At 38.6% G+C, this 22,740-nt stretch carries 26 protein-coding genes; 14 read left to right on the plus strand and 12 right to left on the minus strand.

All coding sequences use genetic code 11. The annotated features are described in order from the left end of the window. Positions 1–48: 48 nt before the first annotated feature. Together BVC88_RS19420 and BVC88_RS19425 are read left to right on the plus strand one after the other, a co-directional pair. On the plus strand, positions 49–384 hold the full coding sequence (locus tag BVC88_RS19420; RefSeq protein ID WP_075352397.1) for a tetratricopeptide repeat protein: 336 nt from the start codon (positions 49–51) through the stop codon (positions 382–384). An 85-nt stretch (positions 385–469) separates the two neighbouring features. Beyond that, positions 470–955, plus strand: a complete 486-nt coding sequence (locus tag BVC88_RS19425) for a hypothetical protein (RefSeq protein ID WP_075352398.1) — start codon at positions 470–472, stop codon at positions 953–955. Here BVC88_RS19425 and BVC88_RS19430 read toward each other — a convergent pair. The 3 genes from BVC88_RS19430 to BVC88_RS19440 all read right to left on the minus strand — a co-directional run bounded on the left by BVC88_RS19430 (position 943) and on the right by BVC88_RS19440 (position 4,314). Then, a complete protein-coding gene (locus BVC88_RS19430; RefSeq protein WP_075352399.1) occupies positions 943–1,950 on the minus strand; it encodes a quinone oxidoreductase family protein in 1,008 nt (335 codons plus the stop codon). The genes BVC88_RS19425 and BVC88_RS19430 overlap by 13 nt on opposite strands. A 6-nt stretch (positions 1,951–1,956) precedes the next feature. Further along, positions 1,957–3,534 (minus strand): replicative DNA helicase, encoded by a 1,578-nt coding sequence (gene dnaB / locus BVC88_RS19435; RefSeq protein ID WP_075352400.1) that lies wholly within the window; start codon positions 3,532–3,534, stop codon positions 1,957–1,959. A 96-nt stretch (positions 3,535–3,630) separates the two neighbouring features. Beyond that, on the minus strand, positions 3,631–4,314 hold the full coding sequence (locus BVC88_RS19440; RefSeq protein ID WP_075352401.1) for a lycopene cyclase domain-containing protein: 684 nt from the start codon (positions 4,312–4,314) through the stop codon (positions 3,631–3,633). A 136-nt stretch (positions 4,315–4,450) separates the two neighbouring features. Between BVC88_RS19440 and BVC88_RS19445 the strand changes: the two genes are divergently transcribed. Further along, positions 4,451–5,806: a UDP-N-acetylmuramate--L-alanine ligase gene (locus BVC88_RS19445; RefSeq protein ID WP_075352402.1), complete on the plus strand. Its 1,356-nt coding sequence runs from the start codon at positions 4,451–4,453 to the stop codon at positions 5,804–5,806. A 2-nt stretch (positions 5,807–5,808) separates the two neighbouring features. Continuing rightward, positions 5,809–6,612: a 3'-5' exonuclease gene (locus BVC88_RS19450; RefSeq protein ID WP_075352403.1), complete on the plus strand. Its 804-nt coding sequence runs from the start codon at positions 5,809–5,811 to the stop codon at positions 6,610–6,612. 164 nt (positions 6,613–6,776) lie between these two features. Here BVC88_RS19450 and BVC88_RS19455 read toward each other — a convergent pair whose 3' ends face one another. Then, entirely contained in the window at positions 6,777–7,571 is a 795-nt protein-coding gene (locus BVC88_RS19455; RefSeq protein ID WP_075352404.1) for a M48 family metallopeptidase, read from the minus strand. A 79-nt stretch (positions 7,572–7,650) separates the two neighbouring features. On the opposite strand from BVC88_RS19455, the gene BVC88_RS19460 reads away from it, so the two are divergent. Beyond that, the gene (locus tag BVC88_RS19460) at positions 7,651–8,157 is read left to right on the plus strand and encodes a PaaI family thioesterase (RefSeq protein ID WP_075352405.1); all 507 of its coding nucleotides are present in this window, start codon (positions 7,651–7,653) and stop codon (positions 8,155–8,157) included. Here the strand turns inward: BVC88_RS19460 and BVC88_RS19465 are convergent. Further along, positions 8,154–8,885, minus strand: a complete 732-nt coding sequence (locus BVC88_RS19465) for a carboxypeptidase-like regulatory domain-containing protein (protein ID WP_075352406.1) — start codon at positions 8,883–8,885, stop codon at positions 8,154–8,156. The two genes, BVC88_RS19460 and BVC88_RS19465, sit on opposite strands and share 4 nt — an antisense overlap. A gap of 79 nt (positions 8,886–8,964) precedes the next feature. Next, a complete protein-coding gene (locus tag BVC88_RS19470) occupies positions 8,965–9,624 on the minus strand; it encodes a DUF6503 family protein (RefSeq protein WP_075352407.1) in 660 nt (219 codons plus the stop codon). Between the two features lie 36 nt (positions 9,625–9,660). Here BVC88_RS19470 and BVC88_RS19475 point away from each other — a divergent pair, with 36 nt between their 5' ends. Further along, positions 9,661–10,548 (plus strand): glutamate--tRNA ligase family protein, encoded by an 888-nt coding sequence (locus BVC88_RS19475; RefSeq protein ID WP_075352408.1) that lies wholly within the window; start codon positions 9,661–9,663, stop codon positions 10,546–10,548. A 64-nt stretch (positions 10,549–10,612) separates the two neighbouring features. Here the strand turns inward: BVC88_RS19475 and BVC88_RS19480 are convergent, their stop codons facing one another. The 4 genes from BVC88_RS19480 to BVC88_RS19495 all read right to left on the minus strand — a co-directional run bounded on the left by BVC88_RS19480 (position 10,613) and on the right by BVC88_RS19495 (position 14,205). Continuing rightward, the gene (locus BVC88_RS19480) at positions 10,613–12,091 is read right to left on the minus strand and encodes a S10 family peptidase (protein ID WP_075352409.1); all 1,479 of its coding nucleotides are present in this window, start codon (positions 12,089–12,091) and stop codon (positions 10,613–10,615) included. 75 nt (positions 12,092–12,166) lie between these two features. After that, the gene (locus tag BVC88_RS19485; RefSeq protein WP_075352410.1) at positions 12,167–12,883 is read right to left on the minus strand and encodes a potassium channel family protein; all 717 of its coding nucleotides are present in this window, start codon (positions 12,881–12,883) and stop codon (positions 12,167–12,169) included. Positions 12,884–12,892: 9 nt separating this feature from the next. Next, positions 12,893–13,687 carry a PhzF family phenazine biosynthesis protein gene (locus BVC88_RS19490; RefSeq protein ID WP_075352411.1) on the minus strand — a complete coding sequence of 265 codons (795 nt, stop codon included), beginning with the start codon at positions 13,685–13,687 and terminating at the stop codon, positions 12,893–12,895. Between the two features lie 2 nt (positions 13,688–13,689). Then, on the minus strand, positions 13,690–14,205 hold the full coding sequence (locus BVC88_RS19495; protein ID WP_075352412.1) for a DinB family protein: 516 nt from the start codon (positions 14,203–14,205) through the stop codon (positions 13,690–13,692). Positions 14,206–14,273: 68 nt separating this feature from the next. Here BVC88_RS19495 and BVC88_RS19500 point away from each other — a divergent pair, with 68 nt between their 5' ends. The 4 genes from BVC88_RS19500 to BVC88_RS19515 all read left to right on the plus strand — a co-directional run bounded on the left by BVC88_RS19500 (position 14,274) and on the right by BVC88_RS19515 (position 18,726). Further along, entirely contained in the window at positions 14,274–15,620 is a 1,347-nt protein-coding gene (locus BVC88_RS19500; protein WP_075352413.1) for a M20/M25/M40 family metallo-hydrolase, read from the plus strand. Positions 15,621–15,813: 193 nt separating this feature from the next. Continuing rightward, on the plus strand, positions 15,814–16,353 hold the full coding sequence (locus BVC88_RS19505; RefSeq protein ID WP_075352414.1) for a ferritin: 540 nt from the start codon (positions 15,814–15,816) through the stop codon (positions 16,351–16,353). Positions 16,354–16,473: 120 nt separating this feature from the next. Beyond that, positions 16,474–17,565 carry a formylglycine-generating enzyme family protein gene (locus BVC88_RS19510; RefSeq protein ID WP_083639190.1) on the plus strand — a complete coding sequence of 364 codons (1,092 nt, stop codon included), beginning with the start codon at positions 16,474–16,476 and terminating at the stop codon, positions 17,563–17,565. Positions 17,566–17,628: 63 nt separating this feature from the next. Beyond that, on the plus strand, positions 17,629–18,726 hold the full coding sequence (locus tag BVC88_RS19515) for a lipase family protein (protein WP_075352415.1): 1,098 nt from the start codon (positions 17,629–17,631) through the stop codon (positions 18,724–18,726). Between the two features lie 17 nt (positions 18,727–18,743). Here the strand turns inward: BVC88_RS19515 and BVC88_RS19520 are convergent, their stop codons facing one another. Together BVC88_RS19520 and BVC88_RS19525 are read right to left on the minus strand one after the other, a co-directional pair. Continuing rightward, positions 18,744–19,646, minus strand: coding sequence for a hypothetical protein (locus BVC88_RS19520; protein WP_075352416.1), 903 nt, complete (start codon positions 19,644–19,646; stop codon positions 18,744–18,746). Positions 19,647–19,740: 94 nt separating this feature from the next. Further along, positions 19,741–20,337: a riboflavin synthase gene (locus BVC88_RS19525; RefSeq protein ID WP_075352417.1), complete on the minus strand. Its 597-nt coding sequence runs from the start codon at positions 20,335–20,337 to the stop codon at positions 19,741–19,743. Between the two features lie 115 nt (positions 20,338–20,452). Between BVC88_RS19525 and BVC88_RS19530 the strand changes: the two genes are divergently transcribed. The 4 genes from BVC88_RS19530 (at position 20,453) to BVC88_RS19545 (ending at position 22,739) form a co-directional block, all read left to right on the plus strand. Then, positions 20,453–21,109, plus strand: coding sequence for a protein-L-isoaspartate(D-aspartate) O-methyltransferase (locus BVC88_RS19530; protein ID WP_075352439.1), 657 nt, complete (start codon positions 20,453–20,455; stop codon positions 21,107–21,109). A gap of 144 nt (positions 21,110–21,253) precedes the next feature. Next, positions 21,254–21,772: an acyl-CoA thioesterase gene (locus tag BVC88_RS19535; protein WP_075352418.1), complete on the plus strand. Its 519-nt coding sequence runs from the start codon at positions 21,254–21,256 to the stop codon at positions 21,770–21,772. Positions 21,773–21,861: 89 nt separating this feature from the next. After that, on the plus strand, positions 21,862–22,422 hold the full coding sequence (locus BVC88_RS19540; RefSeq protein ID WP_075352419.1) for a hypothetical protein: 561 nt from the start codon (positions 21,862–21,864) through the stop codon (positions 22,420–22,422). Beyond that, the gene (locus BVC88_RS19545; RefSeq protein ID WP_075352420.1) at positions 22,422–22,739 is read left to right on the plus strand and encodes a DUF3817 domain-containing protein; all 318 of its coding nucleotides are present in this window, start codon (positions 22,422–22,424) and stop codon (positions 22,737–22,739) included. The genes BVC88_RS19540 and BVC88_RS19545 overlap by 1 nt, the downstream gene beginning before the upstream one ends. Position 22,740 lies beyond the last annotated feature (1 nt).

Here is a 22,740-nt window from a genome sequence, read left to right on the forward strand (position 1 = left end):
TTATTTCACGTGAAATTAACAGTAAGGACTTAAAGAAAAAAACTATTCATGGGCAATTTGGAACGAATCAAGCTTCTCGAACAATTCTCAGAAGAAGAACCTGAAAATCCTTTTAACTGGTATGCCTTAGCATTGGAATATCAAGATTCTGACCCTGAAAAGACAAGTAAGTTATTTAATAAACTACTTTCATATCATAATAGTTATTTGCCAACCTATTTCCCCGCGGCACATTTTTTTGCTGACCGGGACGAATTGAAAAAGGCCGAAAAAGTTTTTAGGGAAGGAATTAAGTTAGCAAGAAGTCAGGAAAATGAAAAAGCCTACCGTGAACTCCAAAATGCTTTTCAAAATTTCTGTTTCGAAAATGACATAGATGATTGATCAAAATCAGCCTCTTGAATTAGCAGAGTAGTCACTTTGTTCGTAAATTATTATTCTTTCCAATCCCATTTAATGCTCCAAAAGAATGATTACACAACAAAAAATGCTTGATTATTTTCTTCCGGTTTTTAAATCGAAAGGAAAAAACTTTCGCAAGAAAAGTCTAATAAAAGCCAAAAAAGCTACCCCCGGATTGTTAGTAATCACCAAGACAAGTGATGGAGTAGAAACCAGAAATATTGCTGAAGAAGGAGATTGGCTGGTAGAAAACCAGACTAGCTCAGAGGAAAAATACTTGGTTAAACCAGACATTTTTGAATCTAAATATGAAATGGTTGACTCTTTGGGAGATGGTTGGGCATGCTACAAACCAAAGGGAATAATGCGAGGATATGAATTTGAAGCAAGCGATTTGAGGCATTTTGATATAAAAGATCGACTTGAATTTCAAGCACCGTGGAAAGACACCATGTTTGTCAGGATTGGGGATTACTTAATTATCCCTCCTGGAGAACAAGAAATCTACAGAGTGGCTCGGAAGGAGTTTATGGAAACTTATCAGGAAGTCTGAGGAACCAGCACAATCTTTCCTAACTGCTTTCCATCCCGCATTCTGTTAAATGCCTCCACCGCATTATCAAAAGTGAAAACGGAATCTACCAATGGCTTTATTTGATGAGCATTAACCAAATTCAGCATTCCTTCAAAATCATCATCGGAACCCATGGTGGTCCCAATAATTTTAATCTGATTCCAGAAAATTTTTCGAGCTTCCAACTTGGAAGGATTTCCGAGGGTCGCTCCAAAAAAAACAATTTTCCCTCCTGGTTTCACTACTTGAACAAGGTGATTCAAAGTATCGCCAGCTGCACTGTCAATAATTAAATCAAATCCTCCAACTGCTTCCTGAGCCTGAGAAATCCAATTATGATCTCGGTAATTAAAACCTTTTATAGCTCCCAATTCCAAAGCTTTTTCAATTTTTGCAGGATTGCTGCTACTTACATAAAGTTTAGCTCCAAGCGCTAAACCAAATTGCGCTGCAAACTGAGCTACCCCTCCACCAAATCCAGTAACCAGTAAGTTCTCGCCTTCCTGAAGTTGCCCTTGGTAGGAAATAGCCCGATAAGCTGTCAAACCTGCCAAAGGCAAAGCAGCAGCTTCCTCCCAAGAAAGATGGCTTGGCTTTGAATAAACGCGATCTACAGGCACTATTATCGATTCAGCTAAAGTACCGTGATTGGGCATTCCAAGGATCTCAAAACTCGAACCTTGGACTTTTTGATTTTGACCCCAATTCAAAGCCGGGTTGATAATAACTTCTTTTTCCAAAAAATCAGGGTTTACACCCTCTCCGATCTCAGTAATAATTCCTGCACCATCAGAGCCTAAGACAACCCCATCTTTCAAATTAGGATAAAGACCTTGTCGGCACCATTCATCCCGATGATTTAAAGCAGCTGCTTTTATCAAAACCCGAACTTCCCTAGGATTTAATATCCGTGTTTGGATGTCGGTATAATTAATTCTCTCTTCAGCAGATTGGTCTAGCGTGATTGCTTTCATGGATTTTTAGAATGATGTTGGACGATCATTTCGATCTAAAAGGTCATCTGAATCATCATTAGCTCTACTTTGAAGTTTGATTGTGTTGCCACTGTCAAATTCCGATACGCCACTGGACTGACTGGAAAAAGAAGGTCTATATACCTCATTACCAGCAGCTGGATTTTGCATATTGCCGAAGTGATCCAAATCGGTGAATTTAGTGTACTTGCCAATAAATCGAAGTTTTACCGTATCCAAAGAACCATTTCTATGCTTGGCGATGATCACCTCACCCACTCCTTGGGTAGAATTGTGATCCTCATCCTCAGTGATTCCATAATATTCAGGACGGTATAGGAACATTACCATATCAGCATCTTGCTCGATAGCTCCTGATTCTCTCAAATCCGAAAGTTGTGGACGCTTATCTCCTCCTCTTGTTTCCACTGCTCTGGATAATTGGGAAAGAGCAATGACTGGGACTGCTAATTCTTTAGCGATTTTCTTTAATGCTCTGGAAATACTGGCAATTTCTTGCTCTCGATTTCCTCCACCTCCACCCTTGGAGTCTCCAGACATCAGCTGCAAATAATCAATTACGATCATTTGTATATCATGCTGAGCTTTAAGCTTTCGGCATTTTGCTCTCAATTCCAATATTGAAAGAGCGGGAGTATCATCTACGAATAGCGGAGCTTTGGAGAGCTTCGCTGTTTTATGTACCAACTGAGCCCATTCGTGCTCTGCCAATGATCCTTTTTTGATTTTTTCCGAATCTAATTCAGCTTCCGAGCTGATTAATCGATTCACCAACTGAATTGATGACATTTCCAGGGAGAAAATCGCCACTGGTTTATTGTGATCCACAGCGGCATTTCTTAACACCGAAAGAACGAAAGCAGTCTTTCCCATTGCAGGTCTTGCGGCAATGATGACCAAGTCAGATTTTTGCCAACCGGAAGTCACACGATCCAATGCTGTAAATCCTGAAGGAACTCCTGTCAACCCATCTTTTTGAAGTTTTCTGGCTTCTAATTCTATGATTGCTTCGCGCATGATTGACTTCATATCGGAATAGTTCTTTCGAATATTCTTTTCAGAAATCTCAAACAGACTCTGCTCCATTTTATCCAAGAGCTCAAAAACATCAGTAGTTTCCTCGTAAGCATCCCGCTGAATATCAGAAGAGATCCGAATCATCTCACGCTTGATGGACTGCTCTGTGATGATTCGAGCATGGTATTCTATATTGGCAGCTGAAGCTACTTTTGAAGTCAATTCGGTAACATAAAATGCTCCACCAGCCACTTCCAAAGAACCATTTTTCCGAAGCTGAGAAGTGACAGTAAGCAAATCAATTGGCTGACTTTCAGTAAACAAGTCCAAAATCGCTTGAAAAATAACTTGGTGGGAATCCTTGTAAAAGCTTTCCACCTTAAGGATATCAATCACATTGGTGAGAGCATCTTTTTCAAGCATCAAAGCACCAAGAACAGCTTCCTCCAGATCTGTGGCTTGAGGCGGCACTTTACCTAACTGAGAAGGAGGATTAGAAAAATTGGGTTTTCGTGTGATTCTAGGGTTTGGATTCTTTTCGGTCATAAAACAAATGTATTCGCTTTAAATCAAGAGTTTTGAACAACTTTTACAAAAGTTATCAACATCAATCAAAGCAAAAATCAAGCCCATGAGCCTTAACTATTTATAATAAACTCCATTTCTGTAACCCCGAAACATACTGCAAAGCATTGCCCAAGTAAAGTGCCATAGCATTTCAGAAAATGGGATATTGAAAATTTCCAAACCTAAAATGGGTTTTTTTAGCATTCCGTATGTATCCCAAAAATGCGGGAAGAATAAATTAAAATTGATGTAATAAATCAAAAATGAAATCCCTAAAGTGGCAAAAGCCGAAATAATTGATAAACCAATCAAATCTGGTCGCTGAATCCAAATGTAAACGGATAGAAGAAAAAACGTCAGAAAAGTCACATAGCCGGAATGAATACCTAAAAGCATACTAAAGACCGTTAAACTGCCGCAACCAATGAGAAACAAAAAAAAGAAATCTCTGTTTTTGGCTGGCGTTTGCTTGCTGAAATTGATCTCCTTTTTTGTAAAAGAAGAATGGATATAACCTCCTACCCCAAACAAGGCAAAGCCAATAATATAGTCCTCGAACCCAACTACTCCCTCTCCAAAAAGTGTAGGCGGGCGCCAATAATCTCTAAAATACCATACTTCTGCTATTATCCCCATCAATCCACCGACGGCTCCTACTTTGATCATACCACTTTTCCAAGGACTTTTGAAGTAAATAATACCCCAAGGAATCATATAAAGTAAGGCTAGTATTAGGTAGGCGAATTTATCAGGGAGCATGTTGAATAATTAGGACCGCGAAAGTAATCAAATTGAATTCTTCAAAAAATCTTTCGATTTAAAGAGCTTTCGGTTCGAGTAGGCCATCTTTTATTTTTAAGTTTGGAAAATTAATAAAACTATACCAACTAAAAGAATGAACAACTATCATTTCATCGCGATTGGAGGGGCTGTGATGCATAATTTGGCCTTAGCCTTGGTAGAAAAAGGATATCAAGTCACAGGTTCTGACGATGAGATCTATGAGCCATCACGAACTCGACTCGAAAAAGCTGGCATTCTTCCAAAAGAATACGGTTGGTTCCCCAATAAAATCACTCCAGACTTGGATGGCATCATACTGGGAATGCATGCACGATTGGAAAATCCAGAACTTCAAAAAGCACAGGAGTTGGGAATTCCTGTTTACTCCTTTCCTGAATTTATATTCAACCAAAGTCAGAATAAAAAAAGAGTGGTAATAGGAGGTTCACATGGAAAAACCTCCATCACCTCTATAATTCTGCATGTATTGAAAGATCAAAATGTAGATTTTGATTACTTGGTGGGTGCTCAAATCGAAGGCTTTGACCTGATGGTTAGACTTTCAGATGCTCCGATCATCATTATTGAAGGCGATGAATACTTGACTTCACCATTGGACCGAACCTCCAAATTTTTTCATTACAAGCATGATATTGCACTAGTCAGCGGGATCGCCTGGGATCACTTTAATGTTTTCCCGGATTTTGAAGGTTACAAATCACTCTTTAGTCAGTTTATGGAAATGACTCCGGAAAAAGGTGAATTAATTTATTGCGAAGCTGATCCACTGGTAAAAACTGCCGCAGAGAAAGCGGATATTACAGGAAAGAAAACGCCATACAAAGCCCACCCATCTTTGATTGAAGGAGGAAAAACCTTTCTAAAAACAGAAAATGGACTTGTTCCAATTCAAATTTTTGGAGAGCATAACCTACAAAACCTCCAAGGTGCCATGAATATTTGCAAATCAATCGGTATTACACCTGAAGCGTTCTATAAAAGCATTCAATCATTCAAAGGTGCGGCAAAAAGGCAGGAAGTGATTCTAGATACAGGATCCAGTACTATTTATCGAGATTTTGCTCATGCTCCTTCTAAGCTACAAGCTACAGTTCGGGCAGTAAAGACTCAATTCCCAGAACGACAATTGATCGCCGTGCAGGAATTACATACTTACTCTTCTTTGAACAAGGATTTTCTACCGAACTATGCACATACGATGGATCCTGCAGATATTGCAGTAGTTTATCTCAATCCCCATGCAGTAGCTTTGAAAAAACTTGAATTAATGGATGAGGAAACCCTCAGAGCCGGATTCAAGCGACCTGACCTAAAATTATTCACTGATAGCTCAGCATTAAAGGATTTTCTTTTATCGCTTGACTATTCCAATTCCAACCTGCTATTGATGAGTTCGGGAAACTATGACAATATGGACCTTGAAGTCATCAAAGCAAAATTCAACTAATCATGAAATTAAATTTAAGAAACTCCATTGCATTTTTTGATCTTGAGGCTACCGGGACAAATATTTCCACAGATCGGATCGTAGAGATTTCGATCGTGAAACTTCATCCTGACGGTGGGCAAGATATTTATACCCGGCAGATCAATCCTACAATTCCAATTCCTTTGGAAGCCTCCTTGATACATGGGATTTATGATAAAGACATCAAAGACAAGCCCACTTTTAAGGATTTGTCACGAGAGATATACGCTTTTATTGGTCAATCAGATCTTTCTGGTTTCAATGTATTAAAGTATGATATTCCACTTTTGGTAGAGGAATTTTTGAGATCAGGGATCGAATTTGATATCGACAAGCGAAACCTATTGGATTCTCAAAAGATCTTCCACATGATGGAAAAGCGGAATTTGACGGCAGCTTATAAATTTTATTGTGGGAAAGATCTAAAGAATGCACATAGTGCGGAAGCAGATACATTGGCAACTTTGGACGTGTTCAAAGCTCAAGTCGAGCGATACCTCGGAGAGGAAATGGAGGATTTGCAAGGAAACAAACTGGGGGTTTTTGAAAATGATATGAAAAAGCTTCATGAGTTACTCAATGAAAAAATGGTTGATCTTGCCGGACGCTTTGTCTTCAATGACAAAGGCGAAGAAGTTTTCAATTTCGGAAAGCAAAAAGGAAAAACCATTTCTCAAGTACTCAAAGAGGAACCTGGTTATTATGATTGGATGATGCGGGGTGATTTTCCGCTAGACACCAAAAGAAAGCTTACTCAGGTGAAGTTGAGAGGATTTAATCAGTAATTTGAGTTTTTGTCCAATAGAAATTATAGTACGCCTAACCTATAGTCTGAAAGGAAATCTTAAAATAAAAAAATGACCGCAGATTTGCGGTCATTTTTTTATGCTATAATATTCGTCATCATAATTTTTACAATCGGTAAGGACGACTTTTTCTTGCTCAGTATTTACTTCGATTGCTCATAATATTGCATCGCTTTTGGCATTTGCTGATTCAATTTTTCAATTCTGGATTCTGGACCAGGGTGAGTGGAAAGAAATTCAGGGGGCGAACCTCCCCCAACTGCGGACATTCTTTCCCAAAATATAGGTGCTTGTCGAGGGTCGTATCCTGCTACAGCCATAAAAACCAAACCTAATTCATCTGCTTCTAATTCATGTTTTCGTGAAAAACTAAGCATCCCCAATTCACTTCCAATACCTACTGATTGAAGGAATATAGCTTGAGTCAATGTTGGGTTCTGACCTATTGCTGAGGAGAGCATACTCATTCCAAAGTTTGCGGCCAGACCATTAGACATTCGTTCTCTGGAGTGTGATGCTACCGCGTGAGCGATTTCATGTCCCATTACAACTGCAATCCCTGTATCATCCTGCGTAATAGGCATAATACCCGTGTAGAATGCAACTTTCCCACCTGGCATACACCATGCATTGACTTGGTCACTTTGAATCAAGTTGAATTGCCAATCAAATGATGCAGCAACTTCCGGATAGCCTTCCTGAATCAAAAACTTCTCTACTGCAGCGGCCATTCGCTTTCCTACACGGACAACAGCTTGACCTTGAGCAGTATTAGTGACGACTTTTTCTTCTTTTAGCACTTGACTGTATTGTTCATTGACTAAAGGCATAATCTCTGCATCTGAGACAGCATCCAATCTAGATCTTCCAGTAAAAGGAACTTTGGAGCATGCATAAAGCAGAAAACCTAAAACAATAAAAGTAATTATCTTTTTCATGGTGATTATTTTATAAAAGCAAGGTTCAAATTAAGTACCAGAATAATTTTTTATTTACTTTAAGGACAAATTGAATTATATGGAAGCTCAAAAAACGCAAATCTCTTTAAATAGCCAAGCATTGGACTATCAAAAGAAAATGATTAATCCTCTCGTTTTTTGGTTTGCCATGCTTGCCAAACTTCCATCCGCGGTTTTTTGGAGAATCCGAATTAAAAGTATTTCCCCAGAAAAATGTGAAGTAACCATACCCTATTTCTGGCGCTCCCAAAATCCTTTTAAATCTATTTATTTTGCGGCTATGGCAGGGGCAGCGGAACTCAGTACTGGCGCTCTTTGCCAATTGGCATTAGCAGGTAAAGGAAAGTTTTCAATGTTGGTGGTTGATTTTCGTGCTGAATATTTCAAAAAAGCGAATGAGAAGATCACGTTTACCTGTAACCAAGGAATCGAATTGTTCGAACTCATCGATAGCATGGATATCAATGGAACAGAACAATTAATGTTGGTTTCAAGTGGTAAAAACCCGAAAGGAGAAGAAGTTGCCAGATTCTACGTAACCTGGTCTTTCAAGCGAAAAGCTTAATAGATCCAGTCTTTTTCCCTGTCAATAAAGGAATTGAAGTGGGCATAAACCCGATCCTTTGGCCAATCCAAAAATTCATGATGCACATTTCCTTCATTGTATCGAATTACGATTTTATCCCATTGAGCCCGATCTAGCTGATATTTGACCATTAGGTTTCTCCTTATTGAATCTGATTCAATAATTGCATAATACCCTTCCCTCCTCCTATCCCATTCCTTCTTTTTTTCATATTCTCGGGCCTGTTTAGCCTTTTTTGTGAAATAAGAAATCGCTCCATAGACTGCAAAGCCTCCATTTGGGGAACCTGAAGGACCGGCTGTCACTTGTCCTTTGGGAGATTTTTCAATTACTTCATTCGGATCGATTACCGTAAGCTTCCCATCTTTAAATCGAAAAGCATAAGGTTCTGATTTCACCTCAAAAGTGGGGAGAAATCTTGCGCGATCCTGAATTTGAATTTGAAGGTAGCGGTCGTCTTTAAGTAGAATTTTTTGATCCAAAAAGCCCGGAAAGCTCACCAAAAGCGTATCTCCAGGCGTTGCTTTCAAATTAAAATAGCCTCGTTCGTTTGTAGAATCACTCGCTGTAGTACCCAAAACCGTGAGATAGACCCCTTCAAGGTATTTTTTATCATTTGAATCCAATACATTTCCCGAATAGGATAACTGCCCAAAAGCAAGACTAGCATGCAGTAAAAAGAAAAAGCCTAAAACCCATTTTTTCATCTATGCGAAAATTATGGGCTTTAGACTTTTAAAGGAAATAATATCAGTTAAAGAAACTTAATAGTCAGAATTGAGGGCACTATTCTGTGATTTGAATCAACTTGTCAGTACCTAAAAACTCTGGAGTCTCGGTCCTATACCATGTTCGATTAGCTGGAATTTTCAACCCTTTAAATTCTATTAATCCATCTAAATAGATAATCTCTCCCTTTTGGTTAGGCTCATCTTGGTAGAATTTGTAAGCCTCCATTCTGAAACTTTCGGGATTTATGTAGAAATACCAAATGTCTTTTTCATAGGGCACCCGCACTACCAAGTAACTATTACCGTTCAATTCTTCCCTTTTTACTTCCTGATCTATTTGTGTTGCTGGGTCTCTCAATTTCATAGGAAGGCCCCAAAGGTACGTGTAGTAATTACGCATACGGATCGCTTGCTCATTATCTATTTCACCTTGAAAAACCTGGACTGAATCATTCCAAACAATATAATTCAAAGTAGTATTCCTGTAGACCATTTTGGAGAGATTATTCTCAAAACTGACGGAATAAGATCTGGATTCTCTTGGAGCAGGCAAACTATCTATGAATTTAAATGTGGCTTTTAGCTTAGGCCATAATTGATTTGGATCATGAAATTCAATTGATTTTCGAATCAATTCGGGTCCTGACAATTGATCAGTTGGAGTCGAACAACTTAAAATAAAGGAGGTAATAAATAAAAGGTAGACTTTGTTCATGGTTCTTATTTTCCTGAATCTAACTATTTTCGAGAAATGAATTTCAATCTCACTCGCTTTGCTCCGACCCCCAGCGGCTTTCTTCACTTAGGGAATCTGTATTCTTTTTTGGCAACCAAAGTATTAGCAGAAAAGCATGGTGCTAAAATCCTCTTAAGAATTGATGATTTGGATCAGGAGCGCTATCGAGAAGAATATGTCCATGATATTTTTGAAACCTTGGATTTCTTGGAGCTTGAATATGATTTGGGTCCCAGAAATTTAAAAGAATTTGAGGTTAACTGGTCGCAAAAACACCGGATTTCGCTTTATCAAGACGCGCTTGAAGAAATACGAGAGAAAAAACTCGTATTCGCTTGTGATTGCTCCCGGAAAAAAATCCATGAGATGGATTCAAGTGGTTATTACTTGGGACATTGCCAAGACCGTCGAATACCTTTAGATCGAAAAGAAGTTACCTGGAGATACAATGCATTAGAAACAGATTTTGTTTCACTCAAATCCTATCCAAATCAACTTGATAATTCATTGATATTACCTCCTGATATTGCTTTTTTTATTCTTCGAAAGAAAGATCTTCAACCGACCTACCAATTGACTTCTTTGATTGATGATCTTCATTTTGGGGTGAATCTGGTTGTAAGAGGACAAGATCTTTACAGTTCTACCCTTGCACAACTTGCCCTCGCAGAAAAGCTTTCAAAATCTAAGTTTTTAGATACTACTTTTTATCATCATCAGCTGCTGAAAGGTCCAAAAAAGAAAAAACTTTCAAAATCCGAAGGAGCAGCAGCAATCCAAACGCTCAGAAAAGCCGGCAAAAAACCAGCGGACATATATTTACTATTGGGGGAATACGTAGGCGAGCAATCTATTAAGGACTACCCAACCTTCCGGAATTATTTCATGAATAGGATAAAATAAAAAGAGCCAAGGATGTAAATTGTCCCTGGCTCTCAAATATCTAGGTTCTTCTTGCTACTTAATTCTAATACTTTGCAGGCATTCCAGGAGCAACTTTTGAATTCTCTATAAATTGCCGGATATCCTCATTGGAAGTAGCCAAATCCTCAGCTCTTAAGTACATCATATGTCCGCTTCGATAGCCTTTAAAGTAGGTCCGATCTTTCATTTTTCCAGTAGGATCTATGTGCTGAAGGCTATATTTCGCATTGAAAAAATCAGTTCCTCCGTCAAAATATCCCGACTGAACCATCAAATGTAAATATGGATTTTGACGCATAGCAGTTCCCAAGTCGTATCCAGTAGTTTCATTGGATCGATCCCAAGGAGAAACTGGACCAAATAAATTGTAAGTCAAATCTGTATCAAACTTCAAGGTGTTTTTAGCATAAATATTAAAAGCTGGGGCAAAAGCATGATTCCAGGATGTAAGTGCTGGATCAAAATCATATCGATCTCCCGCATCCATTCGATCGATTCCACGATATCTAGAATCAAGTCGACCTACGGTCAATCCATCTTTGCGAAGCAATTCCTTCCAGAAGAAACTGGTAGGAACCATCAAGTTATGTGATAAAATTGCTTCTTTACTTATCCCTGAGTAGCGGGACATTTTTGCAGCGATGGCATCTCGATCAGAATCCGAAAGACTTCCACCCTTTACCATAGCAGGAAGTAATTCATCGACAGCAAAGGCTTCAGCCTCCGGCAAAATCTGATCTAAATCTTTGCTTTGAAGATCAGATGGCAATTGCTTATGATACCAAGCCGTAGCAGTATAATAAGGAAGATAGTTTGCCATTTTCACAGGACCATCACGGTCAATTCCCATATCGGTAGGAGAAACAAGAATTACTCCGTTGAAATACATCCAATGTCCATTCTGAAGTTGGGAAACCAAACCAGCTACCCTGGTGGTACCATAGCTTTCACCAATCAAATACTTTGGGGAAGCCCAGCGGTTTTGGCGAGTCACAAAAGTATTCACCCAATCTGCGAGATATTTGATGTCAGGATTGATTCCAAAAAAAGTCGATCTTGGAACTTCCGGGTCCACGATTCTAGAATAGCCGGTATTTACCGGATCGACATAGACAATATCGGCAACGTCCAAGATGGAATGGGGATTGGATTTGGTACCATAAGGCTGTACTGGATAGCCTTCATCGTCGATTTTCAGGACAACAGGTCCTGTGTAGGCCAAATGCATCCAAATCGAAGCGGATCCAGGTCCACCATTGAACGAAATCACTAAAGGTCGAGTCGTTTTGTCGCTGATATCAGTACGCTCATAAAAGGTATAAAAAAGAGAAGCGATTGGTTTTCCTGCCTCGTTCCACACAGGTTGAGTTCCGGCAGTGGCTTTGTATGGGACTTTTTTACCCTTGATCGTGGTCTCATGGGTAGTTTCTACTTTGGATTCTATCTCGATTTGTCGCTCAGTCTGTGCAAAGGCAATGCTTATGCTCAAAAAGAATAGAAATGCAATATTTAGTTTTTTCATGGTTGTTTGGTTTATTCTTATGTTGAAATCTACGAGCCATTGGGAAAATCTAAACTTAGATTTACACAAATGGAATTAGGGTGTTTTTTGCCCATGTCCACTAGACGCCACAAGTTTAGCGATTACCACTGCAGGATATAAAATGCCAATAGTCGAAAGGAAAACAGAGAGCATTTTGGCCATGATTTGGACAGGATATAAATCCCCGAAGCCAACCGTGGTAAGTGATACTAAACTAAAATAAATGTAATAGGCATAATCTTCATCTAAACCAGCCAAATTTGGTCCTCCGGAAATACTTGAACCAGTCATTAAATGAATGATCTCAAAAACAAAAGCTCCCAGAATAGCCACAAGCAGATAGACATTTATAGCTCCAATTACACGATAAACGTTTACTTCAAAATCCCGAAATAAGAGCCTGATATTCAGAAATATAAAAACAATCATATTTAAAATTCCTACTATCCGTTCTGATAAATAGAATTCAAAATCCCAATCTGAAAATCTTAAAATTCTAAGTGCGAGCTGTGCAAAGAAAAGTGCAGAGGTAATTAAGATAAATGAATTGTTTTTGGAGGACCAAATACCTGTGAAAAACAGGAAAAGGAAAACAGTATTCACGAAAATTGAATGAACGTGACCGTATTCAATTAGAATCGGAAGTACAAAAACTGTGAAAATCAAAAGCAATAAAAGCACTCCAAAGCTGGCGTCGGTCAACCAATAATTGGTAAAGTTGCGGAATGCATATTTAATTTTTCTTCGCTTATTTAAGAGTGGTTCTACCATTTTCTTTTTCTAAAATTCAAGGCTTCCAGAAAGCACTTTTACCGCATTTCCTTTGAGAATTACTCGATCATCATGTTTTTCCAAATGGAGCTCTCCTCCTCTTTTGCTCGCTTGGTAAGCTTTCAATTGAAACTTTCCAGTATGTCGGCTCCAATAGTCCATCAATGCACAATGAGCAAAACCAGTAACAGGATCTTCAGGAACTCCCACATTTGGTCCAAAAAACCTACTGTAAATATCAAAAGAATCTTTTCCTGTTGCTGTGACAATTATCCCTTCCTCACTATTTTTTGCAATCAAATCAAAGTCAGGCTTTAGATTTTCCACCTCATCGGCACTTGCCAACTCGAAAATCCAATTTTTTCGCAATTGAGCCGATCTGAAAATCCTTTTGCCCATAAAGGATTCTTTAAAAAATGGATGAATTTCCTCGAAAGTAGGAATCAAAGGGAAATCCATTTCCAATTGATCACCGGTTTTCTTTACAATCAATTCACCACTGAGCGTCTCAAATCGAATGGAATGATCTGGTTGAGCCCAGCCGGATTCAAACATCCAAAATGCAGAAGCCAAAGTGGCATGACCACAAAGATCAATTTCTAGAGTCGGCGTAAACCATCTTAAACCAAAAACTCCGGGAGTTTCGGTACGTTTCACAAAGGCTGTCTCAGATAAATTCATTTCCATAGCTATGGATTGCATTTCTGACTTTGAAAGAGGATTTTCCAAAAGACAGACAGCAGCTGGGTTTCCGGAAAAAGCTTTAGATGCAAAAGCATCAACGGTAGCAATTTGAATTTTCATGATCAATATCTTTCTTTTAAAATAGAAAAGTGATGCGCAAAGTGCCCGGGAATTATCCAAAACAATGCTCTTGGAGAAACTGAGTTTCCGCTTGCTGTACCCAAATTTGACAATGATTCTTCGGGAAGCGTTTTAATCAATGACAGCAAGGCAAGTCTTTGATTTTTAAAATCTTCCAACAAATCCTGAAAGTGCACTTGATTAAATTCTGCATTTGCCACATACTCGTCCTGCTCAAATCCTGGTAAAGGAGACTTTTCTCCCCTTGCAAAGCAAAGTGCTCTAAAAGTCATAATTCGTTCGGTATCTATAACATGCCCCAATACCTCTTTAGGAGTCCATTTTCCAGTTGCATACGCCTTATTAGCCCAATCCTCACCCTTTGTCTCAAACAGTGAAAAACAGGATTGAATTTGGGTCATCAGCTGTTCTTGATAGGGCTTAGTAGAATTTAATGCCAGATATCCATTGAAATAATTTGCGTATTCACCTTCTTTAGGCTGTTGGATGTTATTCATGTAAAATTTGATTTAGCTTTTGACTATATGCCATAAATTTAAGCCAATCGAATAAATCAGACCCTACGATGTATAAAAAATTACTTACTCTTCTATTAGCGGTAGCATCGCCATCGCTTTTTGCGCAGACGATCACACAAAGAAATCCTGAGATTGCAAAATTAGTTTCTGAAGTATCTTCAGATTCGCTTGAAAACTATGTAAGGACTTTAGCTTCATTCACCTCAAGACATACTTTGAATAGAGATGAAGAAAATGGAATGCCTGCTGCTCAGCGATATGTCCTGAATAAATTCAATGAATTTTCGAAGCAATCCGGCGGAAGAATGACAGCCGAAATCGAGAATTTCACTATTCCCGCTGATGGGCGTAGAATTACAGAAGATTCTCCTGCTGCAAATGTAATTGCTACTTTGAAAGGCACTAATCCAGCTGACGACCGGATCTTTGTAATCTCGGGTCACATGGATTCCAGAAACAAAAATGTGATGGATGCTGATGGCTTCGCCCCCGGAGCAAACGACGATGGAAGTGGCACTGCTGCTGTAATTGAATTAGCTAGAGTTTTAGCCAAAAAGGAATTTTCGGCTACCATCCTTTTTGTTGCTTTTACAGGTGAGGAAGAAGGACTTAAAGGCGCTACCTACTTAGCAGACAAAGCGAAAGAAATGGGTTGGAATATCGCCGGGGTATTGAATAATGACATCATTGGAAATAGTAATTCATCAGAGACTTTGATAAGCGATAATCTCAAGATGCGGGTTTTCTCTGAAACAATCCCGGCTTTTGAAACAGAGCAAATGTCAAGACAAAGAGCTTACACCAACGCAGAAAATGACAGTAAATCACGCCAACTGGCCAGATACATCAAGGAAGTAGGCGAGCGATATGTAGATCAATTCGAAGTAAAATTAATCTATCGAAGCGATCGATTCCTTAGAGGCGGAGATCAAACTGCATTTGCCAGAAACGGCTTTACTGCAGTGAGAATGTCTGAAATGAATGAGAATTTTTACCACCAACACGAAAATGTTCGGGTAGAAAACGGAATTCAGTACGGGGACTTACCAGAATTCATGGATTTTGAATATTTAAGAAAAGTGTCAGCAGTAAACTTGGCTTCTTTAAGTTCTTTGGCAAATTCTGCAGGAATACCTGAGGAAGTTCAGATTGACGTACGAGGATTAACAAACAAGTCTATTTTGCTTTGGAAAGCACCTAAAGTAGGAAAAGTAAAAGGGTACTACGTGCTTATGCGTGAAACCTCTTCTTCGATGTGGGAACGAAAGTTTTTCACTACCGAAACTACTTTGACACTTCCTTATTCAAAAGACAATTATTTCTTTGCTGTACAGTCTGTGGCTGAAGACGGAGAAGAAAGTTTGGCAGTTTTCCCATCACCCCTTTCGAGATAGGGTTTTAATTAAATCAATTCCAAATTGAATTAATTCAACCCAGTATGGAACCATAAGCTCTATATTTAGTTTTATAATATCGAAATATTATGAAATCGAGCATGTCGTAATTGACAAACAGAGGAAAGTACCGATAGTAATCGAGATCACATGCGAGATTCCATATGACCCACAAAAATCAAATTATAAACAGATGAAAGAAATCGTAACGCTACAGCGCTCTTTTTTAGAGGATACAGAAAAATTACTCAACCAACAAGTTGAAATGGAGGGAAAATCCTCCGCCTACTATTTGTCTATGGCTTCTTGGTGCCACATGATGGGTTATGAAAATGCATCCAAATATCTCTACACTCATGCTGATGAGGAGCGGATGCACATGATGAAAATATTTCATTACATCAACGAAGCAGGAGGTCATGCAATTCAGCCGGAGATAACAGGAATCAGACATAATTTTAATTCCCTGAGAGAGATCTTTGAACTTATTCTAGAGCATGAGATCAAAGTGACTAAATCTATCAATAACATTGTGGACCACGCTTTCTCCGCAAAAGACTTTGCTACGTTCAGCTTTATGCAGTGGTATGTGACTGAGCAGCGTGAAGAAGAAACCATGTCCAGAAGGGCACTCGAACTATTCGAGATTATCGGTGAGGAAGGAATTGGTCTTTGGACTATCGATCAGGAACTCGGAAAACTACATGCTGCGGCTGGAGCTGCAGAAGGTTAATTGAAGCGGTCTAGGCCGCTTTTTTTTTGCCAAAAATTCTTTCAATCCTTTTTATATCCAGAATGACAAATTTCAAAATTTGAAAGAATGCTTTACTTTTAGAGAAACAAGTACCAAATCATGACTAAATCAAATTCCACTCTTGCTTTATTATTTCTTGGCGTAGTGATTATTTCCTGTGATTCAAAGCCAAAATCTGAGGTTTTGGACGAAGAAAAAATGATTATTGCTTCTAAGGAAGAACCCGCTGAAAAAGAAGAAGGGATGATCTGGATTCCAGGCGGTGAATTTGTAATGGGAACCAATGAAATGGATGCCTATGCCGCAGAAAAACCTGCCGTGGATCTTACCGTCTCTGGATTTTGGATGGATGTTCACGAAGTGACCAATGCTGAATATGCAAAATTTGTTGAAGAAACAGGTTATGTGACGCTTGCTGAAGTAAAACCCGATTGGGAACTTTTAAAGCAGCAACTTCCGCCAGGAACCCCCAAACCTGATGAATCAGTGCTTATTGCAGGCTCAATGGTCTTCACTCCTCCCCCTTACGCTGTACCAACCCAAGATATTTCTCTGTGGTGGAGCTGGGTGGCTGGTGCTAACTGGAGGCATCCGGAAGGACCTGGAAGCTCGATTGAGGGAAGAGAAAATCATCCTGTCGTGCATATTTCCTATGATGATGCTAAAGCCTATGCAGATTGGGCAGGTAAGCGTCTTCCAACCGAAATTGAATGGGAATTTGCAGCCCGAGGCGGAGCAAATGGAAAGCGATTTGCTTGGGGCGATGAACTGACTCCAAATGGACAATTCCTTGCAAATACATTTCAAGGTAATTTTCCCAATGAAAACTTGGGAATGGATGGTTTCAAAGGTACTTCTCCTGTAAAATCATTTGCTCCAAACAGTTTTGGACTTTATGATATGATTGGGAATGTCTGGGAATTGACAGACGACTGGTATGATGCTTTGAAATATGCAAGACTTGCCGGCCAGGCTCCCAAGCTCGATGCTGGAATGAATCCCTGCTATAATCCAGATAATCCTTATGCAAAAGAGCGTGTCATCAAGGGTGGATCTTACCTTTGTGCTGACAACTATTGCGTGAATTACCGACCTTCTGCCCGCCAAGGACAATCATTTGATAGCGGGACTTCAAATGTTGGATTTCGACTTGTAAAAGATGCTGGGAAAAGAGCAGTAAGCATGAAGTAAAGAATCAAAAAATTAATTCAAGCGACATCTTTCTTAAAATGTCGCTTTTTCTTTTGCCAAAAAATGAAAAAACACGGATTCCTCTTTTTCCTATTATTATTCCTATTCTCAACCACGACAAATGCCCAATTAAAAGCGGGATTTGAACCAATGGAATACGAAGAAATTCTTGGTGTATTTGCGCACAGCATTTCAGATTCCAGTTTTTCAAAAGGAATTCCTAAACCAAAAACTCTAATAAAGGAATCTGAATCTCCAACAGTTGGGTTAGAAAATAAATGGTACCTCTGGGTCAATGAGACTGAAAAAATTGCTGTTTTTTCCATCCGAGGAACTGTACCAAACCAAACCTCCTGGCTTGCAAATTTCTATTCGGCAATGATACCTGCTCAAGGCAAGATGAAATTCCGAACCGATTACACATTCGACTATAGCTTTTCTAAAGATCCAAATGCTTATGTTCATGTGGGTTGGACACTATCTACAGGAGCTTTGGCAGAATCCCTTTTGCCAAAGATGAAGGAGTTGACACAGCGTGGATATCGGGATTTTATCATTACCGGGCATAGCCAAGGAGGAGCGATCACTTATTTAGTGGCATCAATGCTAATGGAAATGAATGATGCCGGAGCTTGGGGCGAAAAAATCAGAATTAAATCCTATGCATCTGCTGCGCCAAAGCCAGGAAATTTATTTTTCGCCTACGATTACGAAAATCGAACAATGGGTGGCTGGGCTTTTAATGTAGTAAATGCAGCAGATTGGGTTCCTGAGGTGCCATTCTCTATCCAAACGGTTAATGATTTTAATGAGACCAATCCTTTTTCAGATGCTTCAGGTTTTATAAAACAACAAAAATTTCCCAAGAACATTGTATTCAAAAGGGTATACAATAAACTGGACAGACCAACCAAAAAATCTCAGAAGAATTTCGAAAAGTATTTTGGAAAAATGGCTGGGAAGCAGGTTTTAAAGACTATCCCAGAATTTGAAGCTCCCCCATTTTTGGAAAGCAACCATTATTCACGAGCAGGAACTTTTATTGTGCTCCAACCAAATGAAGAATACAAAAAACGCTTCCCAGATCTCAAGGAAAAGATCTTTCAGCATCATATGCTTCAGCCTTATTATTTCTTATTTAAGAAGCAGTTTTCCGAATAATAGCATCCATATACCTATTATTTCTCAACCATTATTTCCTTGATTCTAAAAGGATAAATCTTCTCAATTTGAAGTTTCTGCTCTTCGCTTAGTTGTTCATAATTTTTGTTGAAAAGGGTTTTAGCCTCTTCTTGACTAAGTTTCATCAAAATATCTGCGATTTCCTTTCTAATGGAAGTGTAGAGATTATAGCTGGATTTACGATCAAACTCCAGTCGAATAAGATAATTAGGATTTTCTTCAATCTGCTTAGTTAGCTGAGGTTCAAAATCATCTTGTGCAATCATTTCTTTAAACAAAAACAGTTCATCATCACCTGAGATGAAAATAGGAATCGTGAAATAAGCTGATTCGTCAAAATCCCGCTTTTCTTCATTTGGGAAAGGCTTTTCCAGTGACAAATTCAAAACAGTCAATAAGGTCAAAGCCCGATAATATGAATTATCAAAATCTGTTGGCACTAGTACTCCACTGACTGCTTCAGCTACTTTTTCCGGAGTCACCATCTCCCTGTTAATAGAAGAAAGTGCTCTACTCATCTCAAAATATTTCGATCCTTTAAGGTCAGAGGAATTCATCTTTCGTAAATCTTCAAGACATTTATCCGAATAGAATTCTTGCGGAGAAACACTTCTAAGTTCAGAAAACTCAGAATACGGTATGAAAATTAAAACATCATTATCGGATTGAATTTCCAGGAAAATATCAAAAAAAGCCTTCCCACTTGCTTCCTTTAAATCACCCTTTGTAATCAAATAGTTTTCAAACCGATCCAACTCAGCGATTAGATTAACATCCTTTTTTGCAAAGGATTCCTGCATGCAATCAAAAAGGAACTGCTCCACCTGATAGTCATTTTCTTGCGAAAGAGCAGGTTGAATTATTATTAAAGTAATAAGTAGATATAAAAGTCTAAACATTTGAATATCATTTTAATATAAGATTTTTTATTTCAATGAATTATGCTCTAAAAGCAAACAAAAGAGAATAAAAAGGACTTTCGATTTTTGCAATTCAAGGAAGCTCGTAGCCTCTAATAATTCGCTGAATATATTTTCCAAGAATATCAAATTCAAGGTTTACAAGATCCCCTACTTTCAGTTGATGAAAATTAGTATGCTCATAAGTATAAGGAATGATCGCAACTGAAAACCTACCAGGACCTGAATTGAAACAAGTCAAACTGGTTCCATTAATAGTGATCGATCCTTTCTCTACCGTTACATTTCCATATTGATTGTCAAACTCAAAATCAAACAGCCAGGAACCACCTTGATCGGTCACTGCCTTTACAATACCTGTTTGATCCACATGACCTTGCACAATATGGCCATCAAATCTACCATTTGCTGGCATGCAACGCTCCAGATTGACAGATTTCCCAACTTTCCATTCTGAAAGATTGGTTTTGGAGATCGTCTCCTGTATAGCTGTAACCCGATAAGATTCAGGTGAAGTCTTCACGACAGTCAAGCAAACTCCGTCATGTGCAAGCGATTGATCGATTTTTAACTCATTGGCTAGACTTGAGTTAAGGTCAAAATGTACATTTGTCCCTTCTGTAGTGATTTGGGAAATAATCCCAGATGCCTCAATTATTCCTGTAAACATGGTAAATATTTTAACTTTCAAAGTTTCAATGATTAAGCAAAAATGCCTCATTGGAGTTCAAATAAAGCCAAATATTCTTTTATCTTCGACCGCATATTAGAATTAACCCATGCCTCTGCTGAAATTAGAAGACACCTATCTCCACAAAGGAAAACGAAAAGCTTTGATCGCACTTCTTAGGGAAAAAGGAATCAAAAGCGAAAGAGTTTTACAAGCAATCAACACTTTACCTCGACATTTCTTTTTCGATTCGGCATTGATTTCTCATGCTTACGAAGACAAGGCTTTTCCAATCGGTGAAGGACAAACCATCTCCCAGCCCTATACAGTAGCTTTCCAAACGGAACTTTTAGACGTTAAGGAAGGTGATAAAATATTAGAAATAGGAACTGGTTCCGGATACCAAGGAAGCATTCTTCACCTTCTTGGAGCTGATGTATATAGCATTGAATATCAGCACAAACTCTATGAAGGAACAAAGCGATTTCTAAAGCGATTAGGGATTGAATTTCATTTATTTTATGGGGATGGAACAGGGGGAGTTCCCGAGTATGCGCCTTATGATAAGATCATTGTAACGGCTGGTGCGCCTGTGATTCCAGAGGCTTTGATTCAGCAACTGAAAATCGGTGGGATCTTGGTAATTCCTGTAGGAGATAAAAAACGGCAATCAATGGTCAGAATCATTAAAAAATCAGCAAAGGAGGTTGTTCGTGAAGAATTTGATGGATTTGCTTTTGTGCCCCTTTTGGGAAAAGATGGTTGGAATTAAAAAAGGTAATTGATTTAAACAATTTCATTTTTTAAAAGCTTAACAAAGAAAGAATTTGAATCTAAATCCAAATTTTATTCTGAATATTTTTGCATTACTCGCTTCATCAATATAATATTTCTAATTTTGTCCAAAATCTGAATTATGGCTAAGAAGAAATTTGCCCGGGAATCGGCGACAATCATGACCGAAATGGTCCTTCCCAATGATACGAATACGCTAAATAACCTCATGGGAGGTAAATTAATGCATTGGTTGGATGTGGTGGCAGCTATAGCCGCACAAAAACATTCGAACAGAATCGTTGTAACTGCCTCAGCAGATAGCATTTCCTTTAAACAGCCTATTGCCCTGGGAAATGTCGTAACGCTCAAATCACAAGTAACTCGCTCTTTTAATTCTTCCATGGAAGTTTTTATTGAAGTCACTGCAGAAGATATTCCAGCAAATAAAAAAGTGATGACACATAGAGCCTATTTCACATTTGTGGCAGTGGATCAGAATGGTAAACCAATTGAAGTTCCTGAGGTAGTACCAGAAACTGAAGATGAAATCGAACAATTTGAAGGCGCGTTAAGAAGGCGTCAACTCAGACTTGTGCTTGCAAAACGAATGAAACCTGAGGATGCGGTAGAACTGAAGAGTATTTTTAATCTGGATTAATCGAGATTTTCTAATCATAAAAGAAACAAATAGCCGAGAATAACGCTCGGCTTTTTTGTGTTCAGGCGATTTTTGAGCAATTTCCCATCATGGAAGAGATTAACATCCAGCAATTGCAGCATATCCTGACTGAGGAACTTTTTTTGATCCGAGAAGAATTCGATTCAGCTACCGGAAACGCCCTTAATTCTCAAAAAGGAGATAAAAATAAAATTCAAAAATCTGAGTCATTTAAAAGTGAGGAAGATTTTATTCCAGCAAAAGAGCCGATCCATTATGAAGGAAACTTTGAGAATGGGGTACTAATTCTTCATGAGGAAGAAAAGTTAGCACCTGAAGTGATGGACATGCTAGTCAAAATGATCAACGCAGTCAACCATTCCATGAATGAAGTAGGAATGATTTCCTCCAAAAGCCTTGAAGGAAGGAGTTTAGAAGAGTTTATGGACTTAAATGCGCATAGGGTTCTGAAGTTTGGAAGAATCAAACATCCGATTAATGCTTTACCGGCTTTAGACTATACTGTACACACAGAGGATGAAACAGAATACCTATTTGCTGATTCACTAACGGTTATTTCTGAAGATCGTGCGTTGAAATTAAAGCTCTGGGATTCACTAAAAATATTATTTAACATATCAAAAAAATAATGAGCCTTACTCCCCAACAAACCAAATGGGCAAAGCGATTTCGATGGATTAGTCTGATCGAAGGAGTTTCATTTCTGGTATTATTATTTATCGCAATGCCATTGAAATATATGTTTGAAGTACCATTAGCTGTGACCTATGTGGGTTGGGCCCATGGCGTACTTTTTATGATTTATATCTATACCGTTTTTCCAACCGCTCACCAGTTGAATTGGAATTTTAGCAGAACTTTTTTTGCATTGGTAGCCAGCGTGCTTCCTTTTGGGCCATTTATATTTGACAGAAACCTCAAGAAAAGTCAACATGTAGATTTCTAAA

This window comes from Algoriphagus marinus (assembly GCF_001936475.1).
Lineage (GTDB): Bacteria > Bacteroidota > Bacteroidia > Cytophagales > Cyclobacteriaceae > Algoriphagus > Algoriphagus marinus.